This is a genomic window from Saccharopolyspora sp. ID03-671 (genome assembly GCF_045278815.1).
Lineage (GTDB): Bacteria > Actinomycetota > Actinomycetes > Mycobacteriales > Pseudonocardiaceae > Saccharopolyspora > Saccharopolyspora ipomoeae.
The window spans coordinates 4,903,989-4,917,514 of the sequence record NZ_CP134054.1 but is presented as its reverse complement, the minus strand read 5'-3'; the positions used below and the strand labels follow the sequence as shown (position 1 = coordinate 4,917,514).

Sequence of the window (13,526 nt, the reverse complement as noted above, 5' to 3'; positions counted from 1 at the left end):
AAAAGCCCAGGGGGGAGCCGTCTTCCGCGACGGCTCCCCTCTCAGGTCAGGGGGAGCAGCAGGCGGAACGTGCTGCCGCCGCCGGGCGCGGCGTGCAGTTCGAGGCGGCCGTTGTGGGCCTGGGCGAGGGCCGCCGTGATGGCCAGGCCCAGGCCGCTGCCACCCGCCGCCCTCGTCCGGCCGTCGTCGACGCGGTAGAAGCGGTCGAAGATCCGCACCGCGTGCTCCGGCGGGATGCCCGGGCCGCTGTCGCTCACCGACACCGCCGCCATCCGCGTTCCCGGGCCCGGCTCGGCGCCGACCGCCGCGATCGCCCGGTCGCTCGCGGCTTCGTGGCCGACGTCGACGGTGATCGGCGAGCCCGCGGGCGTGTGCACCAGAGCGTTGTTGACCAGGTTGGTCAGCACCTGCCGCAACCGCGCCCCGTCACCGAGAACGCGCAGGTCATCAGGGCTGTTCAAGGTGATCTCGCGCTCCGGGTCGCGAGCCCGGGCGTCGTGCACCACGTCGTCGGCCAGCGGCACCAGGTCCAGCTCGACCAGGTCCGCGGTGCGCTCCCGGTCCAGCCGGGCCAGCAGCAGCATGTCCTCGACCAGGCCGCCCATCCGCACCGACTCCGACTCGATGCGGCCCATCATCATCCGCACGTCCTCCGGCCGGTGCTCCTCGCTGCGCCGGTAGAGCTCGGCGAAACCGCGGATCGAGGTCAGCGGCGTGCGCAGCTCGTGCGAGGCGTCGGCGACGAACCGGCGCAACCGGTCCTCGGAGCGCTCCCGCTGCTGCAGCGCATCGGTGAGCCTGCCCAGCATCGTGTTCAGCGCCTCGCCCAACCGGCCCGTCTCCGTGCTCGGATCCTGATCCGGCACCCGACGATCCAGCTGACCTGCGGCGATGGCGTCGGCGGTGTCCTCGATGCGCGCCAGCGGGCGCAGGCTCAGCCGCACCGTGACCGCCGCGGCCAGCGCCAGCACCAGCAGCACGGCCCCGCCCACGGCCAGTTCGATGACCACCAGCTGGTGCACGGTGGCCTGGGCGGTGCCCAGCGACAGCGCCAGCACCGCGGTCCGCCCGTCCGGCAGCGCCACCCGGCGCACCCGCCAGTCGGTGCCGCCCGCCTTGTCCGGCACGGTGCCCACCTCCGGGCCCCGCTCGGGGTTGAGCACCACCGGGCCGCCGGCCTCGCCGTCCTCGGCACCGATCATGCCGCCCAGCTGCGCACCGGAGGAGTCGAAGATCAGCACCCGGAACTCGGTCGGCAGCTCGCCGCGCGTCGGCCCGTCGGGATGCCTGCGCGCCGGGTCGGGAGGCGGCATGCGTCCCTCCTCCCAGGGCATCGACATCTCGGCCAGCCGGTCGTCGGTGCGCTCCACCAGCGACCGGTTGAGCAGCGCGACGCTGGTGAAGCCCATCAGCAGCAGGCCGACCACCAGGGCGCCGACCAGCACGAGCACCAGCCGCCCGCGGAGCGTGCGCAGGAACGTCATCGGCCTCACCGGTTCTCGGGAGGCAGTCGCAGGACGTAGCCGACCCCGCGGATGGTGTGGATCAGCGGCGGCGACACCGAGTCGATCTTGCGCCGCAGGTAGCTGATGTAGGACTCGACGATCCGGGAATCCCCGCCGAACTCGTAGTTCCACACCCGGTCGAGGATCTGCACCTTGCTGACCACCTTCTCGGCGTTGATGAGCAGGTAGCGCAGCAGCTTGAACTCCGTCGGCGAGAGGCTGATCAGCTGCCCGGCCCGGCGGACCTCGTAGGTGTCCTCGTCGAGCTCCAGGTCCTGGTAGCGCAGCGTCGCGCCGTCGTCCTGCTCGGGACGGACCCGGCGCAGGATCGCGCGCAGCCGCAGCACCACCTCGTCCAGGCTGAACGGCTTGGTGACGTAGTCGTCGCCACCGGCGGTCAAACCGGCGATGCGGTCCTCCACCGCGTCGCGCGCGGTGAGGAACAGCACCGGGACGGTGTTGCCGCCGCCGCGCAGCTCGGTGGCCACGGAGAAGCCGTCGCGGTCCGGCAGCATCACGTCCAGCACCACGATGTCGGGGTGGAACTCGGCGGCCGCCCGCAACGACTCCGCGCCCGTGGCCGCGCTGCGGACCTCGAAGCCGCTCAGGCGCAGCGCCGCGGCCAGCAGTTCCAGGATGTTCGGCTCGTCGTCGACGACGAGCACTCGCGCTCCGTTGCTCTCCACCACGCCCTCCAGCATCCCCGAGCTCCCTGGGAAAACCCTGGAAACCCGCTGAACACCGCTCACCAGGTCACCCCACCACTCGATGAGGTGAGGAGGGGGCAGTTTTTCCTCGAACTATCCGGACAAAACGGACGCCAACCCCTGGCAATTCGAGGAAGAACTGCCCCCTCCCGCACCACCCCTCCCGGGAGCGCCCCGAGGAACGGGATTACCGCCGTGTACCGAGTGGCGGAACACGGCGGTAATCGGGTCTCACCCGCAGACGTAGAGCTGCTGGGAGGAGTCCGTCGAACCGCCGTAGGCGGCGGGGTCGACGAGGGTGCAGTTCTGCTTCACCCAGTTCTCCCGGTCCGTGGATGCCTGACCGCCCGGGCCGCCTCCGCCGAAGCCGCCGCCTGGGAAACCGCCCTGCCTGCCGCTCTGGCCCTGGCCGTCCTGGCCCTGACCGTCCTGGCCCTGACCGTCCTGGCCCTGACCGTCCTGGGCGTCGCCTCCGCGCATGCCGGGCATGCCCCCGCCGCCCGGGCCTCCGCCGAGGAGGACGAAACCGAGTTGGCCGGTGTTCTTCCACTCGGTGAGCTGGGCGACCGACGGTGCGTCGTCGGATCCCATGAAGCCGCCCATGCCGACCACGGTCAGATCCGTGTTGATGATGTAGCTCGACGCGCCGTTCGCGCCGCCCGACACCGCCAGCGGGATCTCCTTGTCACCCGCGTTCGCCTTCACGTAGTCGACGAGCTTGAGCTGCTCCGAGCTCAGCGAGGCACCACCCGGGCCGCCCATCATCCCGCCGCCCATGCCACCGCTCCCCATGCCATCGGGGCGGCCTTGATCCCCGGACATCCCGGGAGGCATCTGCCCGTTCATCCCGGGAGGCATCTGGCCGTCCGCGCCCGGCATGCGGCCGTCGCGCGAGCCGCCACCGGGGCCGCCCATCGACGTCTGCGGCCCGGCCATCGGGTTGACGCCGCCCATCATGCCGCTGCTGCCGCCGACGGCCCCGATCGCCGACCACGCCGTGGGCACGGTCAGCATCGCCGCCAGCGCGAGCGCGAACCCGGTCCTGGCCAGTCCGGCACGGCCGCGACGGCCGAGCAGCAGCACCACCAGCGCCAGCGCACCGAGCCCGACCGCGAGGTACCCGGCCCACGCGTTCCAGCTCAGATCCCGCGCCACCAGCGCCATCGCCCACGCCGCGGTGATCGCCACGCCGACGGGCAGCAACACCCACGCCTTCCCGCTCGGCTGCCGGTACCACTGCCAGAACCGCACCAGCCCGGCACCGACCACCGCGCCGATCGCGGGCGCCAGCATCGTCGTGTAGTAGGGGTGCATGGTGCCCTGCGCGAAGCTGAACATCACGCCGATGACGACCAGCCATCCGCCCCACAGCACCCAGCCCGCCGTCCGCTCGCGCTGCAGCGCACCACCGGACCGCCAGTGCCGGACGCCCAGCACGAGCATCGCGACCAGGATCAACGCGCTCAGCGGCAACAGCCAGCTGATCTGTCCGGCCAGCTGTTCGTTGAACAGCCGCAGCACCCCGGCGGTCCCGGAGAAACCCCCGCCCCCGCCAGGTCCGCCCCCGCCACCGGGTCCCCCGCCGCCGTTGCCTTCGCTGTTGCCGAGGATCCGGCCGAAGCCGTTGTACCCGAAGATCAGGTCCAGAGCCGTGCCGTCGGTGCTACCACCGATGTAGGGCTTCGGCGAGGGCCACAGCATGGTCGCCACCACCCACCAGAACGAGCTGACCAGCAGCACCACGGCCGCCACGCCGAGGTCGAGAACCTTGCGCCCCCAACCGTTGCGGCTGCCGATCAGGTAGGCGGCGACGAACGCCGGCAGCACCATCCAGGCCTGCAGCATCTTCGTCATGAAGCCGCAGCCGACCAGGACCGCGGCCAGCGCGATCCAGCCGGTCGAGCGGCGGTCGGAACTCGCCCGCGTCATCGCGTAGGCGGCGGCCACCACCAGCAGCACCAGCAGGGTGTCCGGGTTGTTGTCGCGGTTGATCAGCACCGTGATCGGGCTCAGCGCCAGCACCAGCGAGGCGATCAGCGCAGCGTTCTCCCCCGCCCACCGGCGCACCGCGCGGTGCAGCAGGAACACCGCGGCGACCCCGCACACGACCTGCGGGAACAGCACCGCGAACTGGTTGAACCCGAAGATCTTCACCGAGATGACCTGCAACCACAGCGCCATCGGGGGCTTGTCGACGGTGACCACGCCGGCCGCGTCGAACGATCCGAAGAAGAACGCCTCGAAGTTCGAGGCCATCGACTTCACGGCCGCCGTGTAGTAGCTGTTGCCCCAGGAACTCCCGATGCCCCAGAGGTAGAGCACGGCCGCGAGCGCGCAGGTCCCGGCCAGTGCGAGGCGCCGCCACATCGGGGGGCTGCCGCTGCTCGCCGCTGTCCGCGGCGCGGCCTCGTCGACTGCGATCATGACATTTCCTCTTCCTTGGCCGGGGCCGCGAAGACCCACGAGCGGAGCAGTACGAACCTAAGTGCGGTACCGATCACGGAGGACAGGACGAGCACCAGGACCTCCAGCCAGCGCGACGGGTTCACCGCGTAGGCCTGCAACCCGAGCAGCGCGCCGGAGGTGACGACGTAGTACAGCGCGAACACGATCAACCCCTGCGCGTGCACCCGGCCCGAGGAGCCGCGCTGCTGCAGGAACGTGTAGCGCCGGTTGGCCTCGGTGTTCCACAACGTGGTGACCGTCAGCGCCACCAGGTTCGCCAGCAGCGGCGGCCACCACCCGCGCAGGACCGCGTAGAGCACCGATGTGAGCACTGTGGACACCAGGCCGATCGCGCCGAACGAGACCAGTTGCCACAGCAGGCCGTTCTCCCGCTTGGCCAGCACGGCCTGCGGGTGCGCGGCGCGCGGCGCGGGCCGCTGCGGCAAGCCCTCGACCCGAGCGGCGCCGGTGATCTTCGCGCGCGCGACCCGCACCAGCCCGGCGATGTCGTCGGTGGCGGTGCGCACCACGTTCACCCGCGTGTCGACGTCCTCGACCCAGTCCACCGGCACCTCGTGCACCCGAAGGCCGTTGTGCTCGGCCAGCAGCAGCAGTTCGGTGTCGAAGAACCACGAGTCGTCGCGCACCTGCCGCAGCAGCGGGCGGATGACGTCGGTGCGGGCCGCCTTGAACCCGCACTGGGCGTCGGTGAACCGCGCGCCGTGGCTCCACCGGATCATCTTGTTGTAGCCGCGGGAGATCATCTCCCGCTTCCCGCCTCGCACGGTGCGCGCGCCGGGCGCCAGCCGGGAACCGATGGCCAGGTCGGAGTGGCCGTTGACCAGCGGCGCGACCAGCGGCAGCAGGGCGTCCAACCCCGTCGACAGGTCGACGTCCATGTAGACCACGACGTCGGCGTCGCTGTAGCCCCACGCGGTGCGCAGCGCCAGACCGCGTCCCTTGCGGTCCAGGTGCAGCACCCGCACGTTCGGGATCGACCGGGCCAGCCCGTGCGCCACGTCCAGCGTCGCGTCGGTGCTCGCGTTGTCGACGACGGTGATCGACCACGAGAAGGGGAACCCCTCGCCCAGGTACCGGCTCAGCACCTCCAGGCACCCGGGAAGGGAACGTTCCTCGTTGTAGACCGGGATCACCACGTCGACCGTCGCTGTCCGGTTCGACCCGGCACCACCCGGCGCCGTCTCGGCGCCGAGCTGCGGCACGGCACTCATCTTCCACCACCTCTCATCCGGTTCCGCATCCATCAAGCCGGACGCAGGTGCGAGCCCCGTTGACGGAACCTGGGAATCGGCTGGGAGTCGGGCACCCGGCGGACGTGCAGCGGACTCACACGGTCCTCCCAGCCGGAGCGGCCACCCTCGTCGCGGGAAGTTCCGCTCCGGAGAGGAATTCGCATGTCCGCTGCTCCACCGCCCGCCCGCACCGGGGAACCGAGGTGGTCGCGTCCCGCTCGCTGGGCGGTCCTGGCGTTGGCCGCTTTCCTCGACACGTGGGCGCTGTCGATCAACGAGTGGGCCAACACCTACTACTCGGCCGCGGTGCTGGGGATGACGCAGAGCTGGAAGGCGTTCTTCTACGGCGCGATGGACGCGGGCTCGTTCATCACGGTCGACAAGCCGCCGCTGGCACTGTGGGTGCAGGCGCTGTCGGCGCGGGTCTTCGGGTTCAACACCTGGAGCCTGCTGGTGCCGCAGGCCGTCGCGGGCGTGGCCGCGGTGTGGGTGGTGCAGCACGTGGTGCGCCGCGGCTTCGGGCCCGTCGCAGGCGTGCTGGCGGGTTCGGCGCTGGCGGTGACGCCGATCGCGGTGGTGATGGCCCGGCACAACAACCCGGACATGCTGCTGACCCTGTTGCTGGCGCTGTCGCTGTGGGCGGCCTCCAACGCGATCCGGTCGGGAAAGCTGATGCCGCTGGTGTGGTGCGCGGTCGCGATCGGTCTGGCGTTCAACGTCAAGATGCTGCAGGCGTTCTTCGCGGTCCCGGTGATCGCCCTGGTCTACCTGGTGGCGGCTCGTCCGGCGTGGCCGCGCAAGCTGCTCAACCTGGTCGTGGCGGGCGTCGCGCTGGCAGCGGTGAGCCTGTCGTGGCTGGTGGTGGTCGACCTCGTGCCGAGCTCGGCCCGGCCGTACGTGGGCGGCAGCAGGGACAACACGGTCCTCGACCTGCTGCTGGGCTACAACGGCCTCGGCCGCGTGGAAGGGCAGGCCCAGATCATGTCGCCCGGGATGATGGGCGGTGGCGGATCACCCGGCGGCGGTCCCGGCGGCGGGATGCCCAATGGCGGAATGCCCGGCGGCGGGACACCTCCGGCCGGTGGCGTGCCCCCGGGTGGTGGCGGACCCGGCGGTGGCGGGATGGACGGCGCCGGCCTGGCACGGCTGTTCAGCGGCGAGGTCGCTCCGCAGATCGGCTGGCTGTACCCGCTGGCGCTGTTCGGCGCGATCGCCGTGATCGTGCACCTCCGGCGCCGACCCCGGCACGACGCCCAGCGCGCCGACTTCCTGCTGTGGGCCGGAACCCTGCTGGTCACCGCAGGCGTGTTCACCTTCGCCTCGGGCATCTGGCACACCTACTACACGGTCGCCCTGGCCGCCCCGCTGGCCGCGGTCGTCGGCATGGGCATGATCGCGATGTGGCGCCTGACCCGCGACACCGAGTGGTGGGGTCTGCTGCTCCCGGCCTCGATCATCACCACCGGCCTCTGGAGCGCCCACCTGCTCGGCCAGGACGAGGACTTCCTGCCGTGGATGGGAACCTTCGTCGCAGTCGTCTCGGTGATCGCCGGTGTTGGGATGACGGTTCCCCTGCTCCTGCCCCGCGAGCGGCGCGCTGGGAAGAACCGTGTCATCGCCGCCGGTGCGCTGGTGGGAATCCTCGTGTCACTGGCGGGCCCGACGGCCTACGCGGTGACTCCGCTGTCGACCCCGGTGCAAGCAACGTTCCCCTCCGCCGGTCCCGGCAACAGCGGTCCCGGCAACAGCGGTCCGGGTGGCGGCGGCCGCGGGATGCCCGACGGCACAAGGCAAGCGGGCGGGATGCCGCCGGACGGCATGAGCGGGAACCGGCCGGACGGAACGCGCGGCGAACGCGGAGAGCGGTCGAGCGGCGAGCAGGTCAGCCCGCAGCTCATGCGCTACCTCACCGACCACCAGGAGAACGAGACGTGGCTGGTCGCGGTGGTGGGATCGATGGTCGCGGCACCGGTGATCCTGGAGACCGGCCGGCCGGTGATGGCCGTCGGCGGCTACAACGGCAACGACCCCACCCCGACGGTCGAACAGCTCGAGCAGCACATCGCCGACGGGGAGCTCCGCTACGTCTGGACCAGCGGCTCCTCGGGAGTCCAGAGCATGGGCGGCGACGTCGACACAGCGGTCGTCGACACCACGATGTCCTGGGTCGCCCACCACTGCCCGGTCGTCAACCCCACCGACTACGGCGGCAACCCCACAACCACCACCCACCTCCACGACTGCCGCGGCGCGGTGTGATTCACAGGTGGGCGTTGCGGGGTTTGGGTTGGCAGTGGGGGCAGGTGTAGGCGGAGCGGTTCATCCACGGGTCTCGGCGGATCGAGGTGCCGCAGCGCGGGCAGGGGCTGCCGCCTTGGCCGTAGACCGCCAGGGAGCGGTCGAAGTAGCCCGACTCGCCGTTGACGTTGACGTAGAGGGCGTCGAAGGAAGTCCCGCCTGCGTGCAGCGCTTCACCGATGACGTCGGTGACGGCCTCCATCAGCTCGCGCACCTTGGGACGGGTCATGGTCGAGGTCGGGCGGGCCCAGTGCAGCTTGGCGCGCCACAGGGCCTCGTCGGCGTAGATGTTGCCGATGCCGGAGACCAGGCTCTGGTCCAGCAGCGCGCGCTTGATGCCGGTCCGGCGAGCGCGGAGCCGCTCCGTCAGCCTCGCCAGGTCGAACACCGGTTCCAGCGGGTCCGGGGCGATGTGGGCCACCGGCTCCGGCAGCAGCACGCCGTCGACCTCGACCAGCTCGGCCAGCTGCAGGCCCCCGAACGTGCGCTGGTCGACGAACCGCAGCTCAGGACCGCCGTCGACGAAGCGCATCCGCACCCGCAGGTGCTTCTCGTCGGGCGCGTCGACGGGCTGCACGAGCAGCTGCCCGCTCATGCCGAGGTGCACGACGAGACCTTCGCCGTCGGGGTGCCCCGAGCTGTCGCCGAGCTCGATCCACAGGTACTTGCCGCGCCGCCGGGCAGCGGTGAGCACCCGACCGGCAAGCCTGGCCGCCAGGTCCTGGGCGCCGAGGACGTGGCGGCGCACGGCGCGCGGGTGCAGGACTTCGACGCTGGAGAGCTTCCGGTTCACGGCGTGTTCGGCGACACCGCGGCGGACCACCTCGACCTCGGGCAACTCGGGCACGAGCACATCCTGTCCCACGCCCCGAACGCCCTCGACACCGGGAGGGACGTGAAACCCGCTCCAGGACGCGAAAAAGGGACATGATCAGGGGCCGGGCGGTTCTGCGAACCGGTCCCTGATCACGTCCCTCTCAGGCGTTGCCGCCCGACCTCACGACGAGGCGTCCGCCGAGCCCTCTTCCGCCGCCTTGGCGGCGTTGACCTGCTCGTCGAGCTGGCGCCAGGCCGCCTCGGCGGCCTTCTGCTCGGCTTCCTTCTTGGTGCTGCCGTCGCCGCGACCGTAGGTCTGCCCGCCGACGGAGACGAAGGCGCTGAACTCCTTGCGGTGGTCCGGCCCCTCCTCCTCGACGCGGTACTCGGGCACGCCGAGCGCCGCGGAGGCGGTGAGCTCCTGCAGGCTGGTCTTCCAGTCCAGGCCGGCACCGCGCCGCGGCGCCTCGGCCAGCAGCGGCTGGAAGAGCTTGTGCACGACGGCGCGTGCGACATCGATGCCCTCGGCCAGGTAGACGGCGCCGAGCACCGCTTCCAGACCGTCCGCGAGGATGCTCGCCTTGTCCCGGCCCCCCGTGAGCTCCTCGCCGCGTCCCAGCAGCAGGTACTCGCCGAGACCGCCCTCACCGAGCCCGCGCGCCACTCCGGCCAGCGCGTGCATGTTGACCACGCTGGCGCGCAGCTTCGCGAGCTGCCCCTCCGGCAGGTCGGGGTGCTCGTTGTAGAGGTGATCGGTGATCACCAGTCCGAGCACCGCGTCGCCGAGGAACTCAAGCCGCTCGTTCGGCGGAAGCCCGCCGTTCTCGTACGCGTACGAACGGTGGGTGAGGGCAAGGGTGAGCAGCTCGGCGTCCAACTCGACGCCGAGCGCTGCCAACAACGGGGCCCGGTCGATCTGACGGGCCCTCGACTGCTTTCCCCCCACTACGTGACCGCCGCTCAGGCGGGCTGGACGACCTGACGGCCGTCGTACTGACCGCAGGCCGGGCAGACGACGTGCGGCAGCTTCTGCTCGCGGCAGGAGCGGTTCGAGCACTCGGTCAGCGTCGGCGCCGAGGTCTTCCACGACGAACGGCGGTGACGGGTGTTGGCCCGGGACATCTTGCGCTTCGGGACGGCCACGACTACTTCTCCTCTTCGGTACCGCCGAACCGCTCTTGAAGCGCGGCCCAGCGAGGATCAATGGTCTCATGCGTGTGCTCGGGGGCGAGTTCGGCCCACTTCACGCCGCACCCGGAGCACAGCCCCTGGCAGTCCGGCGAGCACAACGGTGCCGAGGGAAGCGACAGCAGCATCGCGTCCCGCACCACCGGTTCGAGGTCGATCAGGTCGTCCACGACCCGCTCCACCTCGTCGTCATCGGTGCTGGTGTCGGTGGCGCTGTCCGGGTAGGCGAACAGCTCGCGGACCTCCACCTCGATCTCCTCGGAGACCGGGTCCAGGCAGCGGGAGCATTCGCCGGACAGCTCGGCCGAAGCCGTGCCGGACACCAGCACGCCCTCCACCACGGACTCGGCCAGCAGATCGAGTTCGACCGGCTCGCCTTCCGGCACCTTGATCATGTCCAGCCCGAAGCCGGCCGGTGCCGGGGCGTTGCGCGTGTAGGCACGGCTGCTGCCGGCCCGGTGGCCGATTTCCCGGGTGTCGATCACCCAAGGGCCGGCTTGCGCGGTGCGCGTTTCATGGCTCTGAGACATCACGAGTTTCGGTGCTTGATGAACGGGCATGGGGCCGACGTTGGGAACGACCCCCGACAGGATCGGGCATTGCGCCCCAAGTCAGCCCTCCCAGCGTACGTGACGCCCGGCCGCGAACGACACCAACCCCTGTTCAGCGCACCGCCACCCCACCCGAGCGGTTGGACCGTTCAGCTGAGTCCCTCGACCGGCGGGCAGAACTTCCCCTCCCGCCATCAGCGGATTAGGGTGCTGGGAAATCCATCGGTCGGGGAATTTCACGAGGCATGGACTGACCCCATGAACGAGGACGGATCCCGACTCACCACGCCCGTCTACCGGTTCGTCGACCTCGCGCCCGAGGAATTGCGGCGGATCCGGAGCCAGTGCACGTGGCTGGGCTCGATCGCGACCGCGCTGAGCACCGCGGTCGGCGCGCTGATCCTGACCTGCGGTTACCGCGTGCCGAGCGCCACGGTCGCCACCCAGATCCTCACCGTCGGCCTGGGCACCGTGGCCACCGTCATCTGCCTGCTGAGCGCGCTGACCCTGCTCACCGGCGGGCGCAACGTCCGCACCGGCCGCTCCAACGCGGGCGAGGCCGCGCAGGCGCGTCAGGTGACCGTGGCCTACTGGATGATGACGCTGCTGACCTCGACGGTCTCGGCGTTGTCGTTCCACAGCGCCGTCCGGGTCGACGGCATCGCCTACGGCCACCACCTGGAGTACACGGCACCGGTGATGGCCTACCTGATGCTGCTGATCTCCCCGCTGCTGGTGGCCACCGCCACCACCGTCGCGACCCACCAGGTCCTCAAGGCGCCGACCTCAGTTGGCACCCGCTGAGGGCTGCCACTCCTCGTAGTCGAACGGGGCGCCCATCGGGCTGCGGAGCTGCTGGCGGCCCTTGCCGACGGTGCGCAGCGTGCGGCCGAGCAGGTCCTCGAAGTCGGCCAGCCGGGAGTCGACGTAGGCGTCGCACTCGCTGCGCAGCCGCTCCGCCTCCTCGCCGGCCTCCTCCGCGATGCGCTTGGCCTCGTTGTTCGCGGCCTGCACGACCTCGGTGTCGGTGACCAGGCGCGCCTGCTCGGTCTTGCCCTCGTGCACCGACTGCTCGTAGGCGGCGCGCCCGGCCTGCACCATGCGGTCCGCCTCGGACTGGGCCCGGCTCACGTAGTCCTCGTACTCGCGACGACCGGCGGTGACGGCCTGCTCGGCCTGACCGCGCGCGTCCGACAGCAGGTGGTCGGCCTGCTCCCGGGCCTCGGCCAGCAGCTGCTCGGCTTCCGCGCGGGCCTCGGCCAGCGTGCGCTGCGCCTCGGACTGGGCCTCCGCGACCGACTTGTCGGCCTCGGTCTGCGCCTTGGTGACCACCTCGTCGCGGTGGTCCAGGACGTCCTGCGCGTCGTCGAGCTCCTGCGGGATCGCGTCCCGCACGTCGTCGAGCAGCTCCAGCACGTCACCGCGGGGCACCACACAACCCGAGGTCATGGGGACGCCACGCGCCTCTTCGACGATCGTCACGAGCTCGTCGAGGGCCTCGAACACCCGGTACACCATGATCTCCCTGCAGTCGTCCAGCGCCGCGCCGCTCAAGCATCTCAGAACACCGCGCGATGCCGATCACGGGCCGTTCCCCGTCCAGTCTGCCTGCACGACCCCCGTACCCGGCGGAAATCCACCGTCCGCGTGTCAAACCCCGGACGCGAGGAGGGGAACCTCCCCGCCACCGAGGTGGCAGGAAGGTTCCCCTGCTGCGGTCACGACCTCACGCGTTGATGTCGGTGATGGAGAAGCTCTCGTAGTGGTCGTCGGTCCAGAAGAACTCCCCGTTCTCACCCACGACGAAGCGGCGGGCACCGCGGTCGTCGCTGCCGGGGGTCTCGACGGTGTACTCCTTGTAGTAGCCCTCCGCGCAGTCGGGCAGCAGCCCCTCGCGGTTGCCGAAGGTCTGCCCGTCCTCCGGGTACGGGAACGGCCCTCCGGCCTGGATGAGGTCGACCGTCTCCGCGGCCTCCGGCGGCAGCGACGACAGCGCGACCTGCTCGAAACCGGTGGTGTCGCCGCACTCGGCCTGCGCGACGGCGGCCGGGGCGGGTGCGACGGAGAAGGCGCTGGACTGGAAGCCGACGAGCCCCGCCACGGCGAGCAGGGCGGCCAGCAGGATCTGCATGGACTTCTTCATGCCGGTGACGCTAACGGCGCCGACCCACCCACCAGCGGAAATGGCGGGAATGCGAAGGGATCACCGCACGATCAGCGGAAGTTCGCGCGACCGGCGGACGTCGCGGAGGTTAACCGTTCTCAGCGAGGCGCTCGCGCAGCCGCTGCTCGATCGTCGCCGGGAGCAGGTTGGAGACGTCACCACCGTAGGTGGCGACCTCCTTGACCAGCGACGACGCCAGGAAGCTGTAGAGCGGGTTGGTCGACATGAACATCGTCTCGACCCCGGACAGCTGCTGGTTCATCTGCGCCATCTGCAGCTCGTAGTCGAAGTCGCTGACCGCGCGCAGACCCTTGACGATCGCGCCGATCTCGTTGGCCTTGCAGTAGTCGACCAGCAGGCCGTGCCAGGAGTCGATGCGCACGTTCGGCCACGGGGCCGTGACCTCGCGCAGCATGTCGAGCCGCTCGTCGACCGAGAACAGGCCCTTCTTGCTCTTGTTGATCAGCACCGCGACGACGACCTCGTCGAACAGGCCGGACGCTCGCTCGATGATGTCCAGATGACCGTTGGTGACGGGGTCGTAGGAACCTGGACATACCGCACGCCTCATGGCCAGGGACGTTAGCAGCCGGATCAGC

At 70.7% G+C, this 13,526-nt stretch carries 13 protein-coding genes; 2 read left to right on the top strand and 11 right to left on the bottom strand.

Features of this window, described 5'->3' with window-relative positions; translation table 11 throughout:
* Positions 1 to 41: 41 nt before the first annotated feature.
* The 4 genes from REH65_RS22780 to REH65_RS22765 form a co-directional block, all read right to left on the bottom strand.
* A complete protein-coding gene (locus REH65_RS22780; protein ID WP_406689013.1) occupies positions 42 to 1,484 on the bottom strand; it encodes a sensor histidine kinase in 1,443 nt (480 codons plus the stop codon).
* Positions 1,485 to 1,489: 5 nt separating this feature from the next.
* Positions 1,490 to 2,206: a response regulator transcription factor gene (locus tag REH65_RS22775; protein WP_406689012.1), complete on the bottom strand. Its 717-nt coding sequence runs from the start codon at positions 2,204 to 2,206 to the stop codon at positions 1,490 to 1,492.
* A gap of 237 nt (positions 2,207 to 2,443) precedes the next feature.
* Positions 2,444 to 4,636: an ArnT family glycosyltransferase gene (locus REH65_RS22770; protein ID WP_406689011.1), complete on the bottom strand. Its 2,193-nt coding sequence runs from the start codon at positions 4,634 to 4,636 to the stop codon at positions 2,444 to 2,446.
* Positions 4,633 to 5,889, bottom strand: a complete 1,257-nt coding sequence (locus tag REH65_RS22765; protein WP_406689010.1) for a glycosyltransferase — start codon at positions 5,887 to 5,889, stop codon at positions 4,633 to 4,635. Before REH65_RS22765 ends, REH65_RS22770 begins: the two co-directional genes overlap by 4 nt.
* A 183-nt stretch (positions 5,890 to 6,072) precedes the next feature.
* Here REH65_RS22765 and REH65_RS22760 point away from each other — a divergent pair, with 183 nt between their 5' ends.
* Positions 6,073 to 8,169, top strand: coding sequence for an ArnT family glycosyltransferase (locus REH65_RS22760; RefSeq protein WP_406689009.1), 2,097 nt, complete (start codon positions 6,073 to 6,075; stop codon positions 8,167 to 8,169).
* Position 8,170: 1 nt separating this feature from the next.
* Here the strand turns inward: REH65_RS22760 and mutM are convergent, their stop codons facing one another.
* The 4 genes from mutM to REH65_RS22740 all read right to left on the bottom strand — a co-directional run bounded on the left by mutM (position 8,171) and on the right by REH65_RS22740 (position 10,742).
* Positions 8,171 to 9,055 carry a bifunctional DNA-formamidopyrimidine glycosylase/DNA-(apurinic or apyrimidinic site) lyase gene (gene mutM, locus REH65_RS22755; protein ID WP_406689008.1) on the bottom strand — a complete coding sequence of 295 codons (885 nt, stop codon included), beginning with the start codon at positions 9,053 to 9,055 and terminating at the stop codon, positions 8,171 to 8,173.
* 150 nt (positions 9,056 to 9,205) lie between these two features.
* On the bottom strand, positions 9,206 to 9,970 hold the full coding sequence (rnc, locus tag REH65_RS22750; RefSeq protein WP_281454916.1) for a ribonuclease III: 765 nt from the start codon (positions 9,968 to 9,970) through the stop codon (positions 9,206 to 9,208).
* A gap of 14 nt (positions 9,971 to 9,984) precedes the next feature.
* Positions 9,985 to 10,167 carry a 50S ribosomal protein L32 gene (rpmF, locus tag REH65_RS22745; protein ID WP_093413438.1) on the bottom strand — a complete coding sequence of 61 codons (183 nt, stop codon included), beginning with the start codon at positions 10,165 to 10,167 and terminating at the stop codon, positions 9,985 to 9,987.
* Positions 10,168 to 10,169: 2 nt separating this feature from the next.
* Entirely contained in the window at positions 10,170 to 10,742 is a 573-nt protein-coding gene (locus REH65_RS22740; protein WP_281454917.1) for a DUF177 domain-containing protein, read from the bottom strand.
* 279 nt (positions 10,743 to 11,021) lie between these two features.
* Here REH65_RS22740 and REH65_RS22735 point away from each other — a divergent pair, with 279 nt between their 5' ends.
* Positions 11,022 to 11,567: a hypothetical protein gene (locus REH65_RS22735; protein ID WP_406689007.1), complete on the top strand. Its 546-nt coding sequence runs from the start codon at positions 11,022 to 11,024 to the stop codon at positions 11,565 to 11,567.
* On the opposite strand, the gene REH65_RS22730 is transcribed toward REH65_RS22735, so the two are convergent.
* From REH65_RS22730 to coaD, 3 genes are all read right to left on the bottom strand, one after another.
* The gene (locus tag REH65_RS22730; RefSeq protein ID WP_281455170.1) at positions 11,550 to 12,278 is read right to left on the bottom strand and encodes a DivIVA domain-containing protein; all 729 of its coding nucleotides are present in this window, start codon (positions 12,276 to 12,278) and stop codon (positions 11,550 to 11,552) included. The two genes, REH65_RS22735 and REH65_RS22730, sit on opposite strands and share 18 nt — an antisense overlap.
* 211 nt (positions 12,279 to 12,489) lie before the next feature.
* On the bottom strand, positions 12,490 to 12,906 hold the full coding sequence (locus REH65_RS22725) for a ribonuclease domain-containing protein (RefSeq protein ID WP_406689006.1): 417 nt from the start codon (positions 12,904 to 12,906) through the stop codon (positions 12,490 to 12,492).
* Positions 12,907 to 13,015: 109 nt separating this feature from the next.
* The gene (gene coaD / locus REH65_RS22720; protein ID WP_281454920.1) at positions 13,016 to 13,498 is read right to left on the bottom strand and encodes a pantetheine-phosphate adenylyltransferase; all 483 of its coding nucleotides are present in this window, start codon (positions 13,496 to 13,498) and stop codon (positions 13,016 to 13,018) included.
* Positions 13,499 to 13,526 lie beyond the last annotated feature (28 nt).

Bases quoted from the DNA above. Each gene is read 5' to 3' on its own strand.
- REH65_RS22725 (WP_406689006.1), bottom strand. From the start codon at position 12,906: ATGAAGAAGTCCATGCAGATCCTGCTGGCCGCCCTGCTCGCCGTGGCG.
- coaD (WP_281454920.1), bottom strand. From the start codon at position 13,498: ATGAGGCGTGCGGTATGTCCAGGTTCCTACGACCCCGTCACCAACGGT.
- REH65_RS22760 (WP_406689009.1), top strand. From the start codon at position 6,073: ATGTCCGCTGCTCCACCGCCCGCCCGCACCGGGGAACCGAGGTGGTCG.
- REH65_RS22770 (WP_406689011.1), bottom strand. From the start codon at position 4,636: ATGATCGCAGTCGACGAGGCCGCGCCGCGGACAGCGGCGAGCAGCGGC.
- REH65_RS22775 (WP_406689012.1), bottom strand. From the start codon at position 2,206: ATGCTGGAGGGCGTGGTGGAGAGCAACGGAGCGCGAGTGCTCGTCGTC.
- REH65_RS22735 (WP_406689007.1), top strand. From the start codon at position 11,022: ATGAACGAGGACGGATCCCGACTCACCACGCCCGTCTACCGGTTCGTC.
- REH65_RS22780 (WP_406689013.1), bottom strand. From the start codon at position 1,484: ATGACGTTCCTGCGCACGCTCCGCGGGCGGCTGGTGCTCGTGCTGGTC.
- REH65_RS22765 (WP_406689010.1), bottom strand. From the start codon at position 5,889: ATGAGTGCCGTGCCGCAGCTCGGCGCCGAGACGGCGCCGGGTGGTGCC.
- REH65_RS22740 (WP_281454917.1), bottom strand. From the start codon at position 10,742: ATGTCTCAGAGCCATGAAACGCGCACCGCGCAAGCCGGCCCTTGGGTG.